Annotated in this window: 12 protein-coding genes; 11 read left to right on the forward strand and 1 reads right to left on the reverse strand. The window is 62.5% G+C overall.

The window, feature by feature from the left end:
- The first annotated feature begins 208 nt into the window (after positions 1 to 208).
- The 6 genes from ACP7CJ_RS26440 to ACP7CJ_RS26465 all read left to right on the forward strand — a co-directional run bounded on the left by ACP7CJ_RS26440 (position 209) and on the right by ACP7CJ_RS26465 (position 9868).
- Complete coding sequence (locus tag ACP7CJ_RS26440; protein ID WP_276195882.1) at positions 209 to 2659, forward strand: glycogen/starch/alpha-glucan phosphorylase; 2451 nt, start codon at positions 209 to 211, stop codon at positions 2657 to 2659.
- Positions 2660 to 2816: 157 nt separating this feature from the next.
- Positions 2817 to 6356 (forward strand): DUF2339 domain-containing protein, encoded by a 3540-nt coding sequence (locus ACP7CJ_RS26445; RefSeq protein ID WP_426102701.1) that lies wholly within the window; start codon positions 2817 to 2819, stop codon positions 6354 to 6356.
- Complete coding sequence (locus ACP7CJ_RS26450; protein WP_276197884.1) at positions 6356 to 7708, forward strand: DUF3999 domain-containing protein; 1353 nt, start codon at positions 6356 to 6358, stop codon at positions 7706 to 7708. The genes ACP7CJ_RS26445 and ACP7CJ_RS26450 overlap by 1 nt, the downstream gene beginning before the upstream one ends.
- Before the next feature lie 110 nt (positions 7709 to 7818).
- Positions 7819 to 8829 (forward strand): class 1 fructose-bisphosphatase, encoded by a 1011-nt coding sequence (locus ACP7CJ_RS26455; protein ID WP_276195885.1) that lies wholly within the window; start codon positions 7819 to 7821, stop codon positions 8827 to 8829.
- Positions 8830 to 9013: 184 nt separating this feature from the next.
- Positions 9014 to 9268, forward strand: a complete 255-nt coding sequence (locus ACP7CJ_RS26460) for an outer membrane protein assembly factor BamE (RefSeq protein ID WP_247400529.1) — start codon at positions 9014 to 9016, stop codon at positions 9266 to 9268.
- Between the two features lie 30 nt (positions 9269 to 9298).
- Entirely contained in the window at positions 9299 to 9868 is a 570-nt protein-coding gene (locus ACP7CJ_RS26465; protein WP_426102703.1) for a lipocalin family protein, read from the forward strand.
- Between the two features lie 115 nt (positions 9869 to 9983).
- Here the strand turns inward: ACP7CJ_RS26465 and ACP7CJ_RS26470 are convergent, their stop codons facing one another.
- Positions 9984 to 11348 (reverse strand): formimidoylglutamate deiminase, encoded by a 1365-nt coding sequence (locus ACP7CJ_RS26470; RefSeq protein ID WP_426102705.1) that lies wholly within the window; start codon positions 11346 to 11348, stop codon positions 9984 to 9986.
- 78 nt (positions 11349 to 11426) lie between these two features.
- On the opposite strand from ACP7CJ_RS26470, the gene hutC reads away from it, so the two are divergent.
- The 5 genes from hutC (at position 11427) to ACP7CJ_RS26495 (ending at position 17521) form a co-directional block, all read left to right on the forward strand.
- Positions 11427 to 12206, forward strand: a complete 780-nt coding sequence (gene hutC, locus ACP7CJ_RS26475; RefSeq protein ID WP_247400535.1) for a histidine utilization repressor — start codon at positions 11427 to 11429, stop codon at positions 12204 to 12206.
- On the forward strand, positions 12203 to 12763 hold the full coding sequence (locus tag ACP7CJ_RS26480) for a HutD/Ves family protein (RefSeq protein ID WP_426102707.1): 561 nt from the start codon (positions 12203 to 12205) through the stop codon (positions 12761 to 12763). The genes hutC and ACP7CJ_RS26480 overlap by 4 nt, the downstream gene beginning before the upstream one ends.
- A 420-nt stretch (positions 12764 to 13183) precedes the next feature.
- On the forward strand, positions 13184 to 14869 hold the full coding sequence (hutU, locus tag ACP7CJ_RS26485; RefSeq protein WP_426102709.1) for a urocanate hydratase: 1686 nt from the start codon (positions 13184 to 13186) through the stop codon (positions 14867 to 14869).
- Between the two features lie 145 nt (positions 14870 to 15014).
- Entirely contained in the window at positions 15015 to 16487 is a 1473-nt protein-coding gene (locus ACP7CJ_RS26490; protein WP_276195894.1) for a purine-cytosine permease family protein, read from the forward strand.
- A 68-nt stretch (positions 16488 to 16555) separates the two neighbouring features.
- Positions 16556 to 17521 carry an ABC transporter substrate-binding protein gene (locus ACP7CJ_RS26495; protein WP_426102711.1) on the forward strand — a complete coding sequence of 322 codons (966 nt, stop codon included), beginning with the start codon at positions 16556 to 16558 and terminating at the stop codon, positions 17519 to 17521.
- Positions 17522 to 17586 lie beyond the last annotated feature (65 nt).

Below are 17586 nucleotides of genomic sequence, written 5' to 3' on the forward strand. Positions count from 1 at the left end.
GCGCGCGATCATACCGGGATTGATGGTTTTTTGAACAATATTTTCGGGTTTTCAGCTGGAAGGCCGATCGAGTGGTGATCGGGCACGACCCCTGCATCAGATTTATGCCAAGGTGAATGAGTTAAAAAACTGCCGAACCAGAGCGTCGGCCGTCTGTCAGACCGACTAGTCTCTAGCAACTCCTTCAATCTCGCCCGAGGTCGCACCGATGTCTCAGGAACCGCTTGCACGAGAAGCAGAGGTAGCCGCATTTCGCGATGCTGTCTTGACCAAACTCACCTACGCGGTGGGCAAAGACCCGGATCATGCCTTCGACCACGACTGGTTCGAAGCCATTGCCCTGGCCGCCCGCGACCAGATGGTCGAACACTGGATGGACCACACGCGGCGTATCTACCGTAAAGGCCAGAAGCGGGTGTATTACCTCTCCCTCGAATTTCTCATCGGCCGCTTGCTCTACGACAGCCTGAGCAACCTCGGCCTGCTGGAGATCGCCCGCGAAGCGCTGGTGGACCTCGGGGTAGACCTGGAGCGCATCCGCCTGCTGGAGCCCGATGCGGCGCTCGGTAACGGGGGCCTGGGTCGACTGGCGGCGTGCTTTATGGAAAGCATGTCGACCTTGGGCATTGCCGGCCACGGTTATGGCATTCGTTATGAGCACGGGCTGTTCCGCCAGGCGATTGTCGATGGCTGGCAGCAGGAACAGACCGAGCGCTGGCTGGATTTCGGCAACCCGTGGGAGTTCGAGCGGGCCGAAGTGATTTACCCGATCGGTTTTGGCGGCAGCGTCGAAACCCTGCCGGATGCCGCCGGCAAGCTGATTCAGGTGTGGTCGCCCAGCGAAACCGTGCGGGCCGTGGCCTACGACACCCCGGTGGTGGGCTGGCGCGGTGCCAGCGTCAACACCCTGCGGCTGTGGCGCGCGCGCGCCGTGGAAGACCTGCACCTGGAGCGCTTCAACGCCGGTGATCACTTGGGCGCCGTCGCCGAAGTGGCCCGCGCCGAAAGCATCTCCCGAGTGCTTTACCCGGCCGACAGCACCGAAGCGGGGCAGGAACTGCGCCTACGCCAGGAATACTTCTTCGTCTCGGCCTCGCTCCAAGACTTGCTGCGCCGCCACAAGAACATGCACGGCTCGGTGCTGAGCCTGGGCGAACACGCCGCGATTCAGCTCAACGACACCCACCCGTCCATCGCCGTCGCCGAGTTGATGCGGCAACTGGTGGACCTGCACGACGTTCCCTGGGAAGCGGCGTGGGATGTCACCGTCGAAACCCTGTCGTACACCAACCACACGCTGCTGCCCGAAGCCCTCGAAACCTGGCCGGTCGGCCTGATGGAACGCATGCTGCCCCGGCACATGCAGATCATCTACCTGATCAACGCGCAGCACATCGACTCGCTGCGCGCCAAGGGCATCCACGATTTCGACGTGCTGCGCGCCGTGTCGCTGATCGAAGAAGACAACGGCCGCCGCGTGCGCATGGGCAACCTGGCGTTCCTCGGCTCCCATAGCGTCAACGGCGTATCCGGCCTGCACACCCAACTGATGCGCAGCACGGTGTTCTCCGAACTGCACAAGCTGTACCCGGAGCGCATCAACAACAAAACCAACGGCATCACCTTCCGCCGCTGGCTGTACCAGGCCAACCCCCAGCTCACGTCGATGCTGGTGGATGCGTTGGGCCCGGATATTCTCGACAACATGGAAACCCGTCTGGTCGAACTGGAAACCTTTGCCGAGAAGCAGGCCTTCCGCAAGGCCTTCGCCGAGCAGCGCCTGCACAGCAAGCGCGCACTGGCCGAGATCATCCACGAGCGCCTGGGCATTGCGGTCAACCCGGCGGCGATGTTCGACGTGCAGGTCAAGCGCATCCACGAATACAAGCGCCAGTTGCTCAACCTGCTGCACACCGTGGCGCTGTACCAGGCGATCCGTGCCGAGCCTGAGACCGACTGGGTGCCACGGGTGAAGATCTTCGCCGGCAAGGCGGCGGCGAGTTATCACCAGGCCAAGCTGATCATCAAGCTGACCAACGACATCGCTCGCACCGTCAACAACGACCCCACCGTGCGCGGCTTGCTCAAGGTGGTGTTCCTGCCCAACTACAACGTCAGCCTGGCGGAAAGCATCATTCCGGCGGCGGACTTGTCGGAGCAGATCTCCACCGCCGGCTATGAAGCGTCGGGCACCAGCAACATGAAGTTCGGCCTTAACGGCGCGCTCACCATCGGCACCATGGACGGCGCCAACGTGGAGATGCACGAGCGCGTGGGCGCCGAGCACATGTTCATCTTCGGCCTCAGCGCCCAGCAGGTGGAAGCCCGCAAGCATGCCGGTGAATTCAACGCCGGGCCGGAAATCGCCGCGTCCCATCGTTTGAGCGATGTGTTGCAAGCGATTCGCGGCGGGGTGTTCTCGCCGGATGATCCGGGCCGTTATGTGGGCTTGATCGATGGGCTGATCGACTACGACCGCTTCCTGGTGTGTGCCGACTTCGATTCCTACTGGGATGCCCAGGCCCGGGTCGACGCGCATTGGCATGACTCCAAGGAATGGTGGCGTTCGGCGGTGCTCAATACCGCGCGAATGGGCTGGTTCTCTTCGGACCGCACCATCCGCGAGTACGCCACCGAAATCTGGAAAGCGCTCGACTAAGCCCCGCAGTACAAGTGTGGGAGGGGGCTTGCCCCCGATAGCGGACTGTCAGTTTGCAGATATGTCGACTGGCACACCGCTATCGGGGGCAAGCCCCCCTCCCACATTGGTCTCGCGTCGATATACTAGGCCCCGGTTTGCTTAGGGAATATCGACCATGCAATGGATTTTCATGCTGATTGGGCTGGCGCTTGGCTGGACACTCGATGAGTCGTTCAGCGACGCGGGCATCGGCGCGCTGCTGGGGTTGGGCATTGGCCAGGCGATTCGCCTGTCGATGCTGGCTTCGCGCACGGATGAACAAGGCCGTCAGTTGGAGACCGCGCAGAAAGCGCTCACCGCGCTGGAGCAACGCCTGGCGCAGTTGGAAAAACCCGCACCAGAACCTGCGCCGCTCGCACACAGTGTGTTGGTCGAATCCCCCGTTGCCGAATCTGCCCTGCCAGCCGAGGCACCCGAACTTGTCTGGGAGTTGCCCGTTGAACTGGCGCCAACGCCCGTCGCCATCGTTGCCGAGCCAAGCCAGGCATTGCCGGCGGATGTCTGGACACCTGCCGAGAAACCGCATGCGCATGAACCACTAATCCCCCGAGGCCCCAACCTGATCGAGCGCGCCATCAGCGGCGCACGCAATTGGCTGTTCGGTGGCAATACCGTTCTGCGCGTCGGCGTGGTGCTGTTGTTCCTCGGCTTGGCCTTTTTGCTGCGCTATGCCACTGAAGGCATGGTGGTGCCGATCGAACTGCGTTATGCCGGGGTTGCCGCCGCCGCCGTGGGCCTGCTGGGCCTGGGCTGGTGGTTGCGGCTGCGCAACAGCAATTACGGCTTGATGCTACAAGGCACTGGCATTGCGGTGCTGTACCTGACGGTGTTTGCCGCGATGCGCCTGCACCCGTTGATCGACCCGAGTGCGGCGTTGGGCCTGCTGGTGGCGGTCACGCTGTTTTCGGCGATCCTGGCGATTACCCAGGATGCGTTGGGCCTCGCCTGCGCAGCGGCGCTGGGCGGTTTTGCCGCGCCGATCCTGACCTCCACCGGCGCCGGTAACCATGTGGCGCTGTTCAGCTACTTCGCCCTGCTCAATGCGGGCATCCTCGCCATCGCCTGGTTCAAGGCCTGGCGCCTGCTCAACCTGATCGGCTTTGTCGGCACCTTCGGCATCGGCTTCGCCTGGGGCCTGCGCTCGTATGCGCCGCAGCTGCTGTGGAGCACCGAGCCGTTCCTGATCCTGTTTTTCCTGATGTACCTGGCGATCGGCCTGCTGTTCACCCGGCGCAAATTGCTGGAGATGAACGACGCGCCCGAGGACGACAGCCGGGGCGCGCTGCTGCGCTGGTCGGCAGCCAAGGGCGATTATGTCGACGGCAGCCTGCTGTTCGGCCCGCCGCTGGTGGGCTTCGGCTTGCAGTTCGCACTGGTACAGCACCTGGAGTTTGCCGCTGCGTTCAGTGCCCTTGGCCTGGGCATTATTTATATGGGCCTGGCCCGCTTACTCAGTGGCGGGCGCGCCTTGCTGCTGGCGGAAACCTGCCTGGCCCTGGGCGTGATCTTCGCCAGCCTGGCGATTCCCCTGGGCCTCGATGCGCGCTGGACCGCAGCGGCCTGGGCCGTGGAAGGCGCCGGGATCTTCTGGCTCGGTTTGCGCCAGCAACGGCCATTGGCGCGGGCGTTTGGCCTGTTGTTGCAACTGGGCTCGGCGCTGGCGTTCCTCAGCGAACTGCGCGTCGGCACACACACATTGTTGGACGGCGCGCCATTGGGTGCGCTGTTGCTGGGCGCTGCGTTGTTGTTCAGCTTCGCGCAGTTGCGCAAAGCATCCACAGAACAGGCGGCGGCGTGGGAGCGCAAGGGCCTGCCGGTATTGGCCAGCCTCGGGCTGACCTGCGTGTACCTGCTCGCACCGCTGCTGTTGCTGACCCAAGGCACCGCCATCAGTTGGGCGCTTGCTGGCCTGGTGACGCTGTCTGTCGGCTTGCGCATTGGCTCGCGGACCTTCCTGTTCACCGCGTTCGCCGTGCAACTGCTGGGCGGCGCGCTGTTCCTGCTGCGCCTGCAAGGCGGTGAAGGGGCGGCGGTATTCAGCGCAGGTTGGGGCGGTTTGCTGACGGCGTCGCTGATCGGGCTGGCGTTGATCGGCGGCATGCTGCTGGCGGCCCGCGACGACATGGTGCGCAGCGATGTGCGGCTGTTGCGCGGGTTGTCGGTGGTGCTGCTGGCCGGCCTGGTGTTGATCAACCTGGCCGTGCTGTTTGTGCTGCCCTGGGACAGCGCCAGCGGGGTGTGGGCGGCGAGTGGTTTGCTGGTCATCTGGTTGAGCCTGTACCTGCAACAGCGCGTCAGTTTCGTCTTCGGTTTGCTGCTGCAACTGCTCGGCGGCGCTTCGTTCCTGTTGGCGGTGCCGGAACTGCTCGGGCCCTTGACCCATGAAGGTTTGCGTCCGTTGGGGCACAGCGGTTTCTGGACGCCGATGGTGCTGGGCCTGGCCGCCCTGGTCGGCGCCTGGCGCTTGCAGCGCGAACCCCATGCGCCGGTGTTTGCCGTGCTGAAGCTGCAACGCCTGTCCGACTTGTTGTTGGTGTGGGGCGCGGCCTGGTGGGCGCTGGCGCTGATCGGCGAAGTGCTGCGGTTCATCCCGCAAGAGCTGCAGGGCGCCTTCCTGCTGGGTATCGCAGCGGTGAGCGTGGCGATCTGGACGCTGTTCGCGGCGCGTCTGCGCTGGGCCTCGCTGGGTATGCTCTGCACCTTGCTGATGCCGGCTGCGGCTGCGGTGTTGTTGGTATCCGCGCATAGCTACTATCACCCGGCGGCGCAGTTCGGCTGGCTGGCCTGGCTGGCGGTGTTCGCGGTGCATTTCATCTCGTTGCGGCGCTTGGCGGCGGTGGCGCCGGCCAACGTATTGAGCGTTGCCCACGTGTTGGGGAGCTGGATGTTGATCGGCGTCCTGGCGCTGGAGCTGCGCTACGGCCTGTTGTTGCTGTCGAGCGAATACAACGCCTGGCGCTGGCTGGGCTGGGCGCTTCTGCCGAGTCTCTACCTGGTGCTGGCGGCTGCGCCACGCAGTTGGCCGTGGCCGGTGTCGGCCTATCCCAACGAGTATCGAGTGCTGGCGGCGCTGCCGTTGGCGCTGCTGATGCTCGGCTGGTTCTGGCTGGCCAATAGTTTCAGCGACGGTACGGCCGAGCCTTTGCCCTATGTACCACTGATTAACCCGCTGGACCTGGGCCTGCTGTTTGCCCTGCTCGGTGTGTATCTGTGGTCGCGCAGTGTGGCGCCGCAGCGCGGGCCACGTGCGCAATGGATCGCGCAGGGTGTGGCGGGGGTTTCGCTGTTTGCGTTCTTCACCGCGCTGGTGATGCGCACAGCCCACCATTGGGGCGGCGTGCCGTTCCAGTTGGACGCGTTGCTGGAGTCGATGCTGGTGCAAGCCGGCTTGTCGATCGTCTGGACCCTGATCGCCCTCGGCCTGATGATCGGCGGTCACCTGCGCCATCGTCGCGAAGTGTGGCTGATCGGCGCGGCACTGATTGCCGTGGTGGTGGCCAAGCTGTTTTTTGTCGAGCTGAGCAATCGTGGCGGCTTGGCGCGGATCGTGTCGTTCATTGGCGTAGGCGGGTTGTTGCTGGTGGTGGGTTATTTCGCACCGCTGCCGCCCAAGCGTGCCGAACCTGTGTTGGAAACTGAAGGAGCATCCTCTTGATCGGTAAGTTGAGCGTGGCGGTAGTGGGCGTGTGTGCGACGTTGTCGGTGTGGGCCCAGGAAACACCCGCCGACTTCACCACCCAGGTACCGCTGAGCGTCAGCGGCAATGGCCCGTGGTATCGCCTCGAATTGCCGTTGGCCGTGCAACTGAGCGCCCGCCAGACCGACCTCAGCGATCTGCGCGTGTTCAATGCCGCCGGCGAGCCCCAGGCCTATGCGCTGTCGCGCCAATCCGCGCAACACACCGAAAACCGTAACGTTGCCGATGTGAAGTGGTTCCCGCTGTACGCTGCCGACACCCGCGAAACCTTGCCGGCGGTGGTGATGAAGTCCAGCGCCGAAGGCACCTTGCTGGAAGTGCGCCCCTCCACAGCCTCCGCGGCCGGCCAGCAGGTGCTGCGCGGCTGGGTGCTCGACGCCAGTGCGATCAAGGCCCCGTTGCAGCAACTGAGCCTGGACTGGAGTCACGAGCAAGAAGGCTTCCAGCGGTTCAGCATTGAAGCCAGCGATGACTTGCAGCACTGGACGCCCTGGGGCGACGGGCAAGTGGCGCGCTTGTCGTTTGCCGACGAGCGCGTCGAGCAGCATGACGTCAGCCTGCCGGGGCAACCGGCGCGTTACCTGCGCCTGTTGTGGCAGGGTCAGGCAGCGCCGCTGTTGACCTCGGCCAAATTGGCCAGTGCCACCCGCAGTAGCCAGCCGACGCCATGGGTGTGGTCGCAGCCGCTTTCCGGCACGCGGCTGCAGGCGGGGGAATACACCTGGCAGTTACCGGCGGGGCTGAATGTCGAGCGCCTGCGCGTCGAATTGACACAACCCAATACGCTGGCGCCCGTGACCCTGTCGGGGCGGCGTGACAGCAAGCAAGCCTGGCAGCCGCTGAGCAACGGTTTGCTGTACCGCCTGACCCAGAACGGCCAGGACGTGGTGCAGGATCAATTGCAGTTGCCGGGCCAGGCGGTCGCCGAACTCAAGTTGCAGGTGGATGAGCGCGGCGGTGGCCTGGGCGCTGCCGCGCCGACCCTGCGGGTTGCCGTGCGCGCCACGCAGTTGGTGTTCCTGGCGCGAGGTGAGCCGCCGTTCACCCTGGCGCTGGGGAACGCGTCGGCCAAGGCGGCGAACCTGCCGCTGTCGACCCTGATCCCTGACTACAGCACCGAGCGTCTTAACACCTTGGGGCAGGCGAAGGTGGCCGGGGAAATCGCGGTCACGTCGCCTGCGCTCGTAGCTGCTGTCGACACCGAACCGAACTGGAAAAAACTCGGGCTCTGGGCCGTATTGCTGCTCGGCGTGGCGGCGCTGGGGGCCATGGCCTACAGTTTGCTGCGCAAGCCAGCGGCGGCGCGTTAAATAAAGTCCATGAACTCTATTGGGTTTAAATCCTCTGATAGGAGGAAATACGCCCCAACTCGCGTTAAACTGCGCGGGTTTTTAGCCCCCCCCATACATCGGAGCCTTCCATGTCCCGCGTTACCCTGAGTCGCTATTTGATCGAGCAGACCCGCAGCAACAACACGCCTGCCGATCTGCGCTTCCTTATCGAAGTGGTGGCGCGTGCTTGCAAGGAAATCAGCCATGCCGTGTCCAAAGGCGCGTTGGGTGGTGTCCTGGGCAGCATGGGCACTGAAAACGTCCAAGGCGAAGTGCAGAAGAAACTCGACGTGATCTCCAACGAGATCCTGCTCGAAGCCAACGAATGGGGCGGTCACCTGGCCGGCATGGCGTCCGAAGAAATGGACAATGCCTACCAGATCCCGGGCAAATACCCGAAAGGCGCCTACCTGCTGGTGTTCGACCCACTGGACGGTTCGTCCAACATCGACATCAACGCCCCGGTCGGCACCATCTTCTCGGTACTGCGTTGCCCGAACGAACACCTGAGCCAGAACGAAGCCCTGAACGAAAAGGCCTTCCTGCAACCGGGCACCCAGCAGGTTGCCGCCGGTTATGCGATCTACGGCCCGCAGACCATGCTGGTCCTGACCCTGGGCGACGGCGTCAAAGGCTTCACCCTGGACCGCGAAATGGGCAGTTTCGTCCTGACTCACGAAGACATCGTGATTCCTGCGGCTACCCAGGAATTTGCGATCAACATGTCCAACCAGCGCCACTGGGAAGAACCGGTCAAGCGCTACGTCAACGAGTTGATGGAAGGCGAAGACGGCCCGTTGAAGAAAAACTTCAACATGCGCTGGGTCGCGGCGATGGTTGGTGACGTACACCGCATCCTGACCCGGGGTGGCGTGTTCATGTACCCCCGTGACAGCCGCGAGCCGTCCAAACCGGGCAAACTGCGCCTGATGTACGAAGCCAACCCGATGTCGTTCCTGGTTGAACAGGCGGGCGGTGTGTCCACCGACGGCCACCAGCGTATCCTCGACATCCAGCCCGAAGGCCTGCACCAGCGAGTGGCGGTGTTCCTGGGTTCGAAGGAAGAAGTTGAGCGTGTGACCGGCTACCACAAGCAGTAACGGTGGAAGGGAGCCAGCGCTCTCGCCTGGTTTAAGACGTGAAGTCTTGAACGATAAGAAGCCCCGAAACGTTTCAGCGTTTTCGGGGCTTTTTTGTTTTCGTTCGTCGGGAACCAGACACCTGTTTTCCCTTCTAAGCTTCTGGCAGATCCCCAACCTGCTTTGTCCCTCCAGGAGTTATTCCATGTCGTTACGCCGTCTCGCTTTGCTGGCTTTTTGCGTGCTGTTGGCCGCTTGCAGCAAGGTCAATCAGGAAAATTACGCGAAGCTGTCGGCTGGCATGGCCAAGACCGAAGTGGAGTCGTTGCTGGGTAAGCCGACCGATTGTTCCGGCGCGCTGGGCATGTCCAGCTGCACCTGGGGCGATAAAAACAGCTTTATCAGCGTTCAATATGCCGGTGACAAGGTTCTGATGTTTTCCGGGCAAGGCCTGAAGTAAACCGGGGCGAAAGCCTGCGGGAGAAGAAGAATGATGCGTTTTGTTTTGTTTCTTTACGCCAGCCTGTTTTTGGCGGGCTGCGCCAGCCATTCTGGCGATGATCTGCAACCCAAGACCGCGAGTAACGTCAACCTCAAGCGTTACCAGGGCACCTGGTACGAATTGGCGCGATTACCGATGTACTTCCAGCGCAACTGCGCGCAGTCCGAGGCCCGCTACACACTGCTGCCAGATGGCGATATGTCGGTGTTCAACCGCTGCCTGACGACAGAATGGAAGTGGGAAGAAGCCAAGGGCACGGCCACGCCGCAAGTGCCGGGCAAGACCGACAAGCTCTGGGTGGAATTCAATAACTGGTTTACCGCGCTGTTGCCGGGCGTCGCCAAGGGCGACTACTGGGTGCTGTACGTCAGCGATGACTACAAGACCGCCCTCGTCGGCAGCCCGAGCCGGCGCTATATGTGGATCTTGTCGCGCACGCCGACGGTCAGCGCCGACACCCGCGAAGACCTGCTGAGCAGGGCGCGGCAGCAGGGTTATGACACCACACGTTTGATCTGGCGCACGTCGGACAAACAGATGGCGAAGACCTCGCAATAATCCTGGATCAGCACAAATCCAATTGTGGGAGGGGGCTTGCTCCCGATTGCAGTGTGTCAGTCAGCACATCTGATACTGATACATCGCTATCGGGAGCAAGCCCCCTCCCACATTTTTAACCGAGTAACTCTCTCAAAACCTGGGTGAACGCTCGGCGGCTCTCTTCTTCACCGGCATGCCGCCCGTCGCGCACCACCCACTGGCCGTTGACCATCACATCGCGCACCTGCCGATCGCCGCCGGCGAACAGCCAGCGATTGAGAATCCCGTCCGCCGTCGCCGTCGCCAGGTACGGATCGTTACCGTCCAGCACCAGCCAATCGGCGCGCTTGCCCACTGCCAGCCGACCAATCGGCTGGCCCAGCGCCTGGGCGCCGCCGTCCAGCGCGGCATCGAACAGCGTGCGGCCGACCATCGGCTGATCGTGGCGATACAGGCGATTGCGCCGCTGATCGCGCAGGCGTTGGCCGTATTCCAGCCAGCGCAGTTCTTCCACCACGCTCAGTGACACATGGCTGTCGGAACCAATGCCCATGCGCCCACCCTGGGCGAGGAAATCCACCGCCGGAAAAATCCCGTCGCCCAGGTTGGCTTCGGTGGTCAGGCACAAACCGGCAATTGCACGGCTGCTGGCCATGCGCGTCACTTCCGCGGGATCGGCATGGGTGGCGTGTACCAGGCACCAGCGTTCATCGACGTCGACATTGTCGTACAACCATTGCAGCGGGCGTTTGCCGCTCCAGGCCAGGCAGTCGTCGACTTCTTTCTGTTGCTCGGCGATGTGGATATGCACCGGGCAGGCCTTGTCGCTGGCGGCCAGTACTTCGTTGATCTGTTGCGGCGTGACGGCGCGCAGGGAGTGGAAACACAAGCCCAACTGCTGCGCCGGTTGTGCGGCGAGGATCGGTTTCAGGCGCGCCTGCAGGTCCAGGTAATGTTCGCTGCTGTTGATAAACCGTCGCTGGCCTTCATTGGGTGCCTGGCCACCAAACCCTGCGTGGGTGTAGAGCACCGGCAGTAGTGTCAGGCCGATCCCGCTGCTGGCGGCCGCCTGGCTGATCTGCCGCGACAGTTCCGTGCGGTCGGCATAGGGCTGGCCGCTGACGTCATGGTGGACGTAATGAAACTCCGCCACCGAGGTGTAACCGGCCTTGAGCATCTCGATATACAACTGGCGCGCAATGATCTGCAGTTGCTCCGGACTGATCTTGCCGACCATGCGGTACATCAGCTCGCGCCAGGTCCAGAAGCTGTCATTCGGGTTGCCGGCCACTTCGGCCAAGCCCGCCATGGCGCGCTGGAACGCGTGGGAGTGCAGGTTCGGCATGCCCGCCAACACCGGGCCCCTGAGCCGTTCGGCGCCATCTGCACTGGCATTGGCCGCAACGTGGGTCAGCAGGCCATCAGCGCCGACTTCAAGACGTACATCGTTGGCCCATCCATCAGGCAGCAGTGCGCGTTCGGCAAAGAAAGCGGACATGTTCAGGGCGCTCCGGTCGTGTGTTTATTTGTATATACATATACAGACGTTTGCCTGCTCGGTAAACTCCGGCAATCTATGCATCTTTTTCCCCTGCAAGGATTCCCCGTGCCGACTCCGCCCGCCAAGTCTTCACTGGCTGCCCACCTGGACGAAAGTCCGGCGCCCTTGTATGCCCGCGTTAAACAGATGATCAGCCAGCAGATCCTCAGCGGCAACTGGCCGCCGCATTACCGCGTGCCGTCGGAGAGTGAACTGGTCAGCCAGCTGGGTTTCAGCCGCATGACCATCAACCGCGCCCTGCGCGAACTCACCGCCGAAGGTTTGCTGGTGCGCATGCAAGGCGTCGGCACGTTTGTCGCCGAGCCCAAGAGCCAGTCGGCGCTGTTTGAAGTCCACAACATTGCCGATGAGATCGCCTCCCGTGGTCATCGGCACACCTGCCAGGTCATCACCCTGGGCGAAGAGGCGGCCGGTTCCGAGCGCGCCGTTGCCCTGGAAATGCGCGAAGGCGGGCGGGTATTCCACTCGCTGATCGTTCACTTTGAAAACGATATTCCCGTGCAAATCGAAGACCGTTTCGTCAACGCCCTGGTCGCGCCGGAATACCTGCAGCAGGATTTCACTCAGCAAACGCCCTACGCCTATTTGAACCAGGTCGCACCGTTGACCGAGGGCGAGCACGTGGTCGAAGCGATCCTCGCCGATGCGGCCGAGTGCAAGTTGCTGCAGATCGAACCGAGCGAGCCGTGCCTGTTGATTCGTCGACGCACCTGGTCCGGTCGCCAGCCGGTGACCGCCGCGCGCCTGATCCACCCAGGTTCGCGTCATAGCCTGGAAGGACGTTTCAGTAAATGAGTGCCGTGACCGTCTGGCGCGCCGCGAATTATGTGCGCATGCCATGGAAAAACGGTGGCGGCAGCACCGAAGAAATCAGCCGCGATGCCGGCCACGGCCTGGAGGGCTTTGGCTGGCGCCTGTCGATTGCCGATATTGGCGAGTCGGGCGGGTTTTCCACCTTCGCCGGTTACCAGCGCGTGATCACGGTGATCAACGGCGCGGGCATGGTCCTGACCGTGGACGGCGAGGAACAGCGTGGGTTGTTGCCGCTGCAACCGTTCGCGTTCAAGGGTGACAGCCAGGTGTCGTGCCGTCTGATCAGCGGGCCGATCCGCGATTTCAACCTGATCTATTCGCCCCAGCGTTTCCAGGCGCGGTTGCAGTGGATCGATGGGGTGCAGCGGTTTTTCAGCACGGCGCAGACTGTGCTGGTGTTCAGCGTGGCCGATGAAGTGAAGGTGCTCGGCCAGGTGTTGGGCCATCATGACTGCCTGCAGGTGGACGGTAATACCGGCTTGCTGGATATCTCGGTCACGGGCCGCTGCTGCCTGATCGAACTGACTCGACTCGGTTAAAAAATGTGGGAGGGGCGGTGCGACGATTCGACTTGCCCCCGATAGCGGTGGACCAGTCAGCTTATCTGTAGCTGACCCACTGCAATCGGGGGCAAGCCCCCTCCCACATTGTTTCCCACTGTTTTTGCGATCTGTTTCCAGCACCCCGCACCACTTTGTTACCGAACGCCCCAGCGTGGCGCAAACCCGCAGCGTTGCTGTCAAACCTCCTCGCTGCAAACCGCCCTCGCAAGAAATTTCATCAAGCCTCGAAGCCTTAATTTCCAAGGCTCCCACGTGTTCGCAAAAAAAATCCCCACGACTCACTCATCAAGTTGGCCGCTCGATTGCATATGCTTGTATGTACAAGTAAAGGTGTGTGCGTAAGAGTCAACTTCGCACGCATCCAGTTCGCGCATCGATCGCTGAGGAGTTCTGGTTGTGACCGATTTTTCTAACGCTAAGCCTACAAAATACCGTGACGTCGAAATCCGCGCCGCTCGCGGCAACACGCTCACCGCCAAAAGCTGGCTGACCGAAGCGCCGCTGCGCATGCTGATGAACAACCTTGACCCGCAAGTGGCCGAAAACCCGAAAGAGCTGGTGGTGTACGGCGGCATCGGTCGTGCGGCGCGCAACTGGGAGTGCTACGACCAGATCGTCGAGAGCCTCACCCATTTGAACGACGACGAAACCCTGCTGGTGCAGTCCGGCAAGCCGGTCGGCGTGTTCAAGACCCACAGCAACGCCCCGCGTGTACTGATCGCCAACTCCAACCTGGTGCCGCACTGGGCCAGTTGGGAACACTTCAACGAACTGGACGCCAAGGGCCTGGCCATGTACGGCCAGATGACCGCCGGCAGCTGGATCTACATCGGCAGCCAGGGCATTGTCCAGGGCACTTACGAAACCTTCGTCGAGGCCGGCCGCCAGCATTACGACAACAACCTCAAAGGCCGTTGGGTACTGACCGCCGGCCTCGGCGGCATGGGCGGCGCGCAACCGTTGGCCGCGACCCTGGCCGGCGCGTGCTCGCTGAACATTGAATGCCAGCAGGTCAGCATCGATTTGCGCCTGAACAGCCGCTATGTCGACGAACAAGCCAGCGACCTCGACGACGCGCTGGCGCGCATCGCCAAGTACACCCAGGAAGGCAAAGCGATCTCCATCGCCCTGCTGGGCAACGCCGCCGAAATCCTGCCGGAACTGGTCAAGCGCGGCGTGCGCCCGGACATGGTCACCGACCAGACCAGCGCCCACGACCCCCTCAACGGTTACCTGCCGGCCGGCTGGACCTGGGACGAATACCGCGCCCGTGCCAAGACCGAACCGGCTGCCGTGATCAAGGCCGCCAAGCAGTCGATGGCCGTTCACGTCAAAGCGATGCTGGCCTTCCAGAAACAAGGCATTCCGACCTTCGACTACGGCAACAACATCCGTCAGATGGCGCAGGAAGAAGGCGTGGAAAACGCGTTCGACTTCCCGGGTTTCGTACCGGCTTACATCCGCCCGCTGTTCTGCCGTGGCATCGGCCCGTTCCGTTGGGCCGCGCTGTCGGGCGACCCGCAAGACATCTACAAGACCGACGCCAAAGTCAAAGAGCTGATCCCCGACGACGCGCACCTGCACAACTGGCTGGACATGGCCCGCGAACGCATCAGCTTCCAGGGCCTGCCGGCGCGTATCTGCTGGGTCGGCCTGGGCCAGCGCGCCAAGCTGGGCCTGGCGTTCAACGAAATGGTGCGTAGCGGCGAGCTGTCCGCGCCGGTGGTGATCGGCCGCGACCACCTCGACTCCGGCTCGGTGGCCAGCCCCAACCGCGAAACCGAATCGATGCAGGACGGCTCCGACGCCGTGTCCGACTGGCCGCTGCTCAACGCCTTGCTCAACACCGCCAGCGGTGCGACCTGGGTTTCGCTGCATCACGGCGGCGGCGTGGGCATGGGCTTCTCGCAGCACTCCGGGATGGTGATTGTCTGCGACGGCACCGACGAAGCGGCCGAGCGCATTGCCCGCGTGCTGCACAACGACCCGGCCACCGGGGTGATGCGTCACGCCGATGCGGGTTACCAGATCGCGATCGATTGCGCCAAAGAGCAGGGCCTCAATCTCCCAATGATCAAGTAACAAATGTGGGAGGGGGCTTGCTCCCGATAGCGGTGGGTCAGTGCCAGATGTTCCGGCTGTCACACCGCCATCGGGAGCAAGTCGAATCGTCGCACCGTCCCTCCCACACTGAACCTGTAAACAATCCATCAGAGGTTGAACACCCATGGCTGCAAATGACGCGCGTGCAAGCACCACCCCGTTGATCGAAAGGCGTTCGATCGACTACATCCCGGAAGCGGAAAGACACGGTCGTCTGTTTAGCCAGTTCACCCTATGGATGGGCGCCAACCTGCAAATCACCGCGATTGTCACCGGGGCCCTGGCCGTGGTGCTCGGCGGTGATGTGTTCTGGTCGTTGATCGGTCTGTTGATCGGCCAACTGCTCGGCGGCGGCGTTATGGCGTTGCATGCGGCGCAAGGGCCGAAACTTGGCCTGCCGCAGATGATCTCCAGCCGGGTACAGTTCGGGGTTTATGGTGCGGCCATCCCGATCGTGCTGGTGTGTTTGATGTACCTGGGTTTCACCGCCACCGGCACCGTGCTTTCCGGTCAGGCGCTGGGCCAGTTGTTCGGTGTCAGCGACAGCGTCGGTATCCTTATCTTTGCCAGTGTCATCGTGCTGGTCACGGTGCTCGGCTACCGGGTGATCCACTTCATCGGCCGGGTCGCCAGCGTCATTGGTGTGATTGCCTTTGCCTACCTGTTCAGTCGCCTGATGAGCCAGGCCGACATTGGCGCACTCCTGCAAATCCGCCACTTCAGTTGGAGCAGTTTCCTGCTCGCGGTGTCGCTCGCGGCCTCCTGGCAAATCGCCTTCGGCCCCTACGTGGCGGACTATTCACGCTACCTGCCGAGCAAGACGTCCTCGGTGAAAACCTTTCTGGCCGCTGGCGCGGGTTCAGTGATTGGCGCACAGGTGGCGATGGTCCTCGGTGTGTTTGCCGCCGCCCTGTCCAACGGGCAATTCGCCGGTCACGAAGTGGCCTACATCGTGGGCCTGGGCGGTACGGGGGCCACCGCTGCGCTGCTGTACTTCAGCATCGCGTTCGGCAAGGTCACCATCTCCACGCTGAACTCCTACGGCAGCTTCATGTGCATTGCGACCATCATCAGCGGCTTCCGGGGTCGCCTGGAAGTCACGCGCTTGCAGCGCCTGGCTTTCGTGCTGGCCATCGTCGGTACCGCGACCCTGATCGCGTTGCTCGGTCAGCACTCGTTCCTCGGTGCGTTCAAGTCTTTCATCCTGTTCCTGCTGGCGTTCTTTACGCCCTGGAGCGCGATCAACCTGGTGGACTACTACTGCATCACCCGCGAGCGTTATGACGTGACCGCGCTGGCCGATCCGAACGGGCGCTACGGGCGTTGGAACCCGCTCGGTATCAGCGTCTATGTGTTCGGCGTGCTGGTGCAATTGCCGTTCATCTCCACCAAGTTCTACACCGGTCCACTGGTGGCCGCCCTGGGTGATGTGGATATTTCCTGGATCATCGGTCTGATACTTCCGGCAGCCATGTACTACGTGTGTGCGAAAAAATGGCACGGCGCCGTGCCCGATCAACTGATTCTGCCGCTCGAGCAGAACAGTGCAGTACCACCTGCAACGAGCGGGGCCGGTCGCGCTGCGGCGCAGGCCTGATTGGATGTGCACCGGGCAGGATGCCTCTTGACTGCCGTAAGCCAATTCATGATTAGGAGCGTCACACAATGAAATCGAACAAGACCCTGCTGACCACATTGCTTTCCCTGGGCTTGCTGGCAAGCACCGGCGCCCAGGCGGCCGGTTGGTGCGAGTCCGGTAAACCGGTGAAATTCGCCGGCCTGAACTGGGAAAGCGGCATGTTGCTCACCGACATCCTGCAAACCGTTCTGGAAAAGGGCTACGACTGCAAAACCGACAGCCTGCCGGGCAATTCCATCACCATGGAAAACGCCCTGAGCAGCAACGACATTCAAGTGTTTGCCGAAGAGTGGGTCGGTCGCAGCGAGGTGTGGAACAAGGCCGAGAAGGCCGGCAAGGTCGTCGGCGTCGGCGCGCCGGTGGTGGGTGCGATCGAAGGTTGGTACGTGCCGCGTTACGTGATCGAAGGCGATGCCAAGCGCAAGCTGGAGCCCAAGGCGCCGGAACTGAAGAACATCGCCGACCTGGCCAAGTACGCCGCCGTTTTCAAGGACCAGGAAGAACCGTCCAAAGGCCGTTTCTATAACTGCCCGGCCGGTTGGACCTGCGAGCTGGACAACAGCGCGATGCTCAAGAGCTACGGCCTGGAAAGCACCTACACCAACTTCCGCCCCGGCACCGGCCCGGCGCTGGATGCGGCTGTGCTGTCGAGCTACAAGCGCGGCGAGCCGATCCTGTTCTACTACTGGTCGCCAACGCCGCTGATGGGCCAGGTCGATTTGGTCAAGCTGGAAGAAAAACCCGGCGTGGATAAAAGCGTGAGCATCAAGGTCGGCCTGTCCAAGACCTTCCACGAGCAAGCGCCGGAACTGGTGGCCATGCTGGAAAAGGTCAACCTGCCGATCGATCTGCTGAACCAGAACCTCGGTCGCATGGCCAAAGAGCGTATCGAATCACCGAAATTGGCGCAGCTATTCCTCAAGGAACACCCTGAAGTCTGGCACGCCTGGGTGAGCGACGACGCTGCCAAGAAAATCGACGCGGCCTTGTAGGTCATGCGTACCCGGCTACCCTGAGGGGCAGCCGGGCGCCTGGCCACAACCCACTGGATCGAGAG

Origin of the sequence: Pseudomonas sp. PSPC3-2 (assembly GCF_049897085.1) — a bacterium.
GTDB classification, from domain to species: domain Bacteria; phylum Pseudomonadota; class Gammaproteobacteria; order Pseudomonadales; family Pseudomonadaceae; genus Aquipseudomonas; species Aquipseudomonas paraveronii.

Bases quoted from the DNA above. Each gene is read 5' to 3' on its own strand.
- ACP7CJ_RS26490 (WP_276195894.1), top strand. From the start codon at position 15,015: ATGGCTGCAAATGACGCGCGTGCAAGCACCACCCCGTTGATCGAAAGG.
- ACP7CJ_RS26460 (WP_247400529.1), top strand. From the start codon at position 9,014: ATGTCGTTACGCCGTCTCGCTTTGCTGGCTTTTTGCGTGCTGTTGGCC.
- ACP7CJ_RS26470 (WP_426102705.1), bottom strand. From the start codon at position 11,348: ATGTCCGCTTTCTTTGCCGAACGCGCACTGCTGCCTGATGGATGGGCC.
- ACP7CJ_RS26440 (WP_276195882.1), top strand. From the start codon at position 209: ATGTCTCAGGAACCGCTTGCACGAGAAGCAGAGGTAGCCGCATTTCGC.
- ACP7CJ_RS26465 (WP_426102703.1), top strand. From the start codon at position 9,299: ATGATGCGTTTTGTTTTGTTTCTTTACGCCAGCCTGTTTTTGGCGGGC.
- ACP7CJ_RS26455 (WP_276195885.1), top strand. From the start codon at position 7,819: ATGTCCCGCGTTACCCTGAGTCGCTATTTGATCGAGCAGACCCGCAGC.
- ACP7CJ_RS26495 (WP_426102711.1), top strand. From the start codon at position 16,556: ATGAAATCGAACAAGACCCTGCTGACCACATTGCTTTCCCTGGGCTTG.
- hutC (WP_247400535.1), top strand. From the start codon at position 11,427: ATGCATCTTTTTCCCCTGCAAGGATTCCCCGTGCCGACTCCGCCCGCC.
- ACP7CJ_RS26445 (WP_426102701.1), top strand. From the start codon at position 2,817: ATGCAATGGATTTTCATGCTGATTGGGCTGGCGCTTGGCTGGACACTC.
- ACP7CJ_RS26480 (WP_426102707.1), top strand. From the start codon at position 12,203: ATGAGTGCCGTGACCGTCTGGCGCGCCGCGAATTATGTGCGCATGCCA.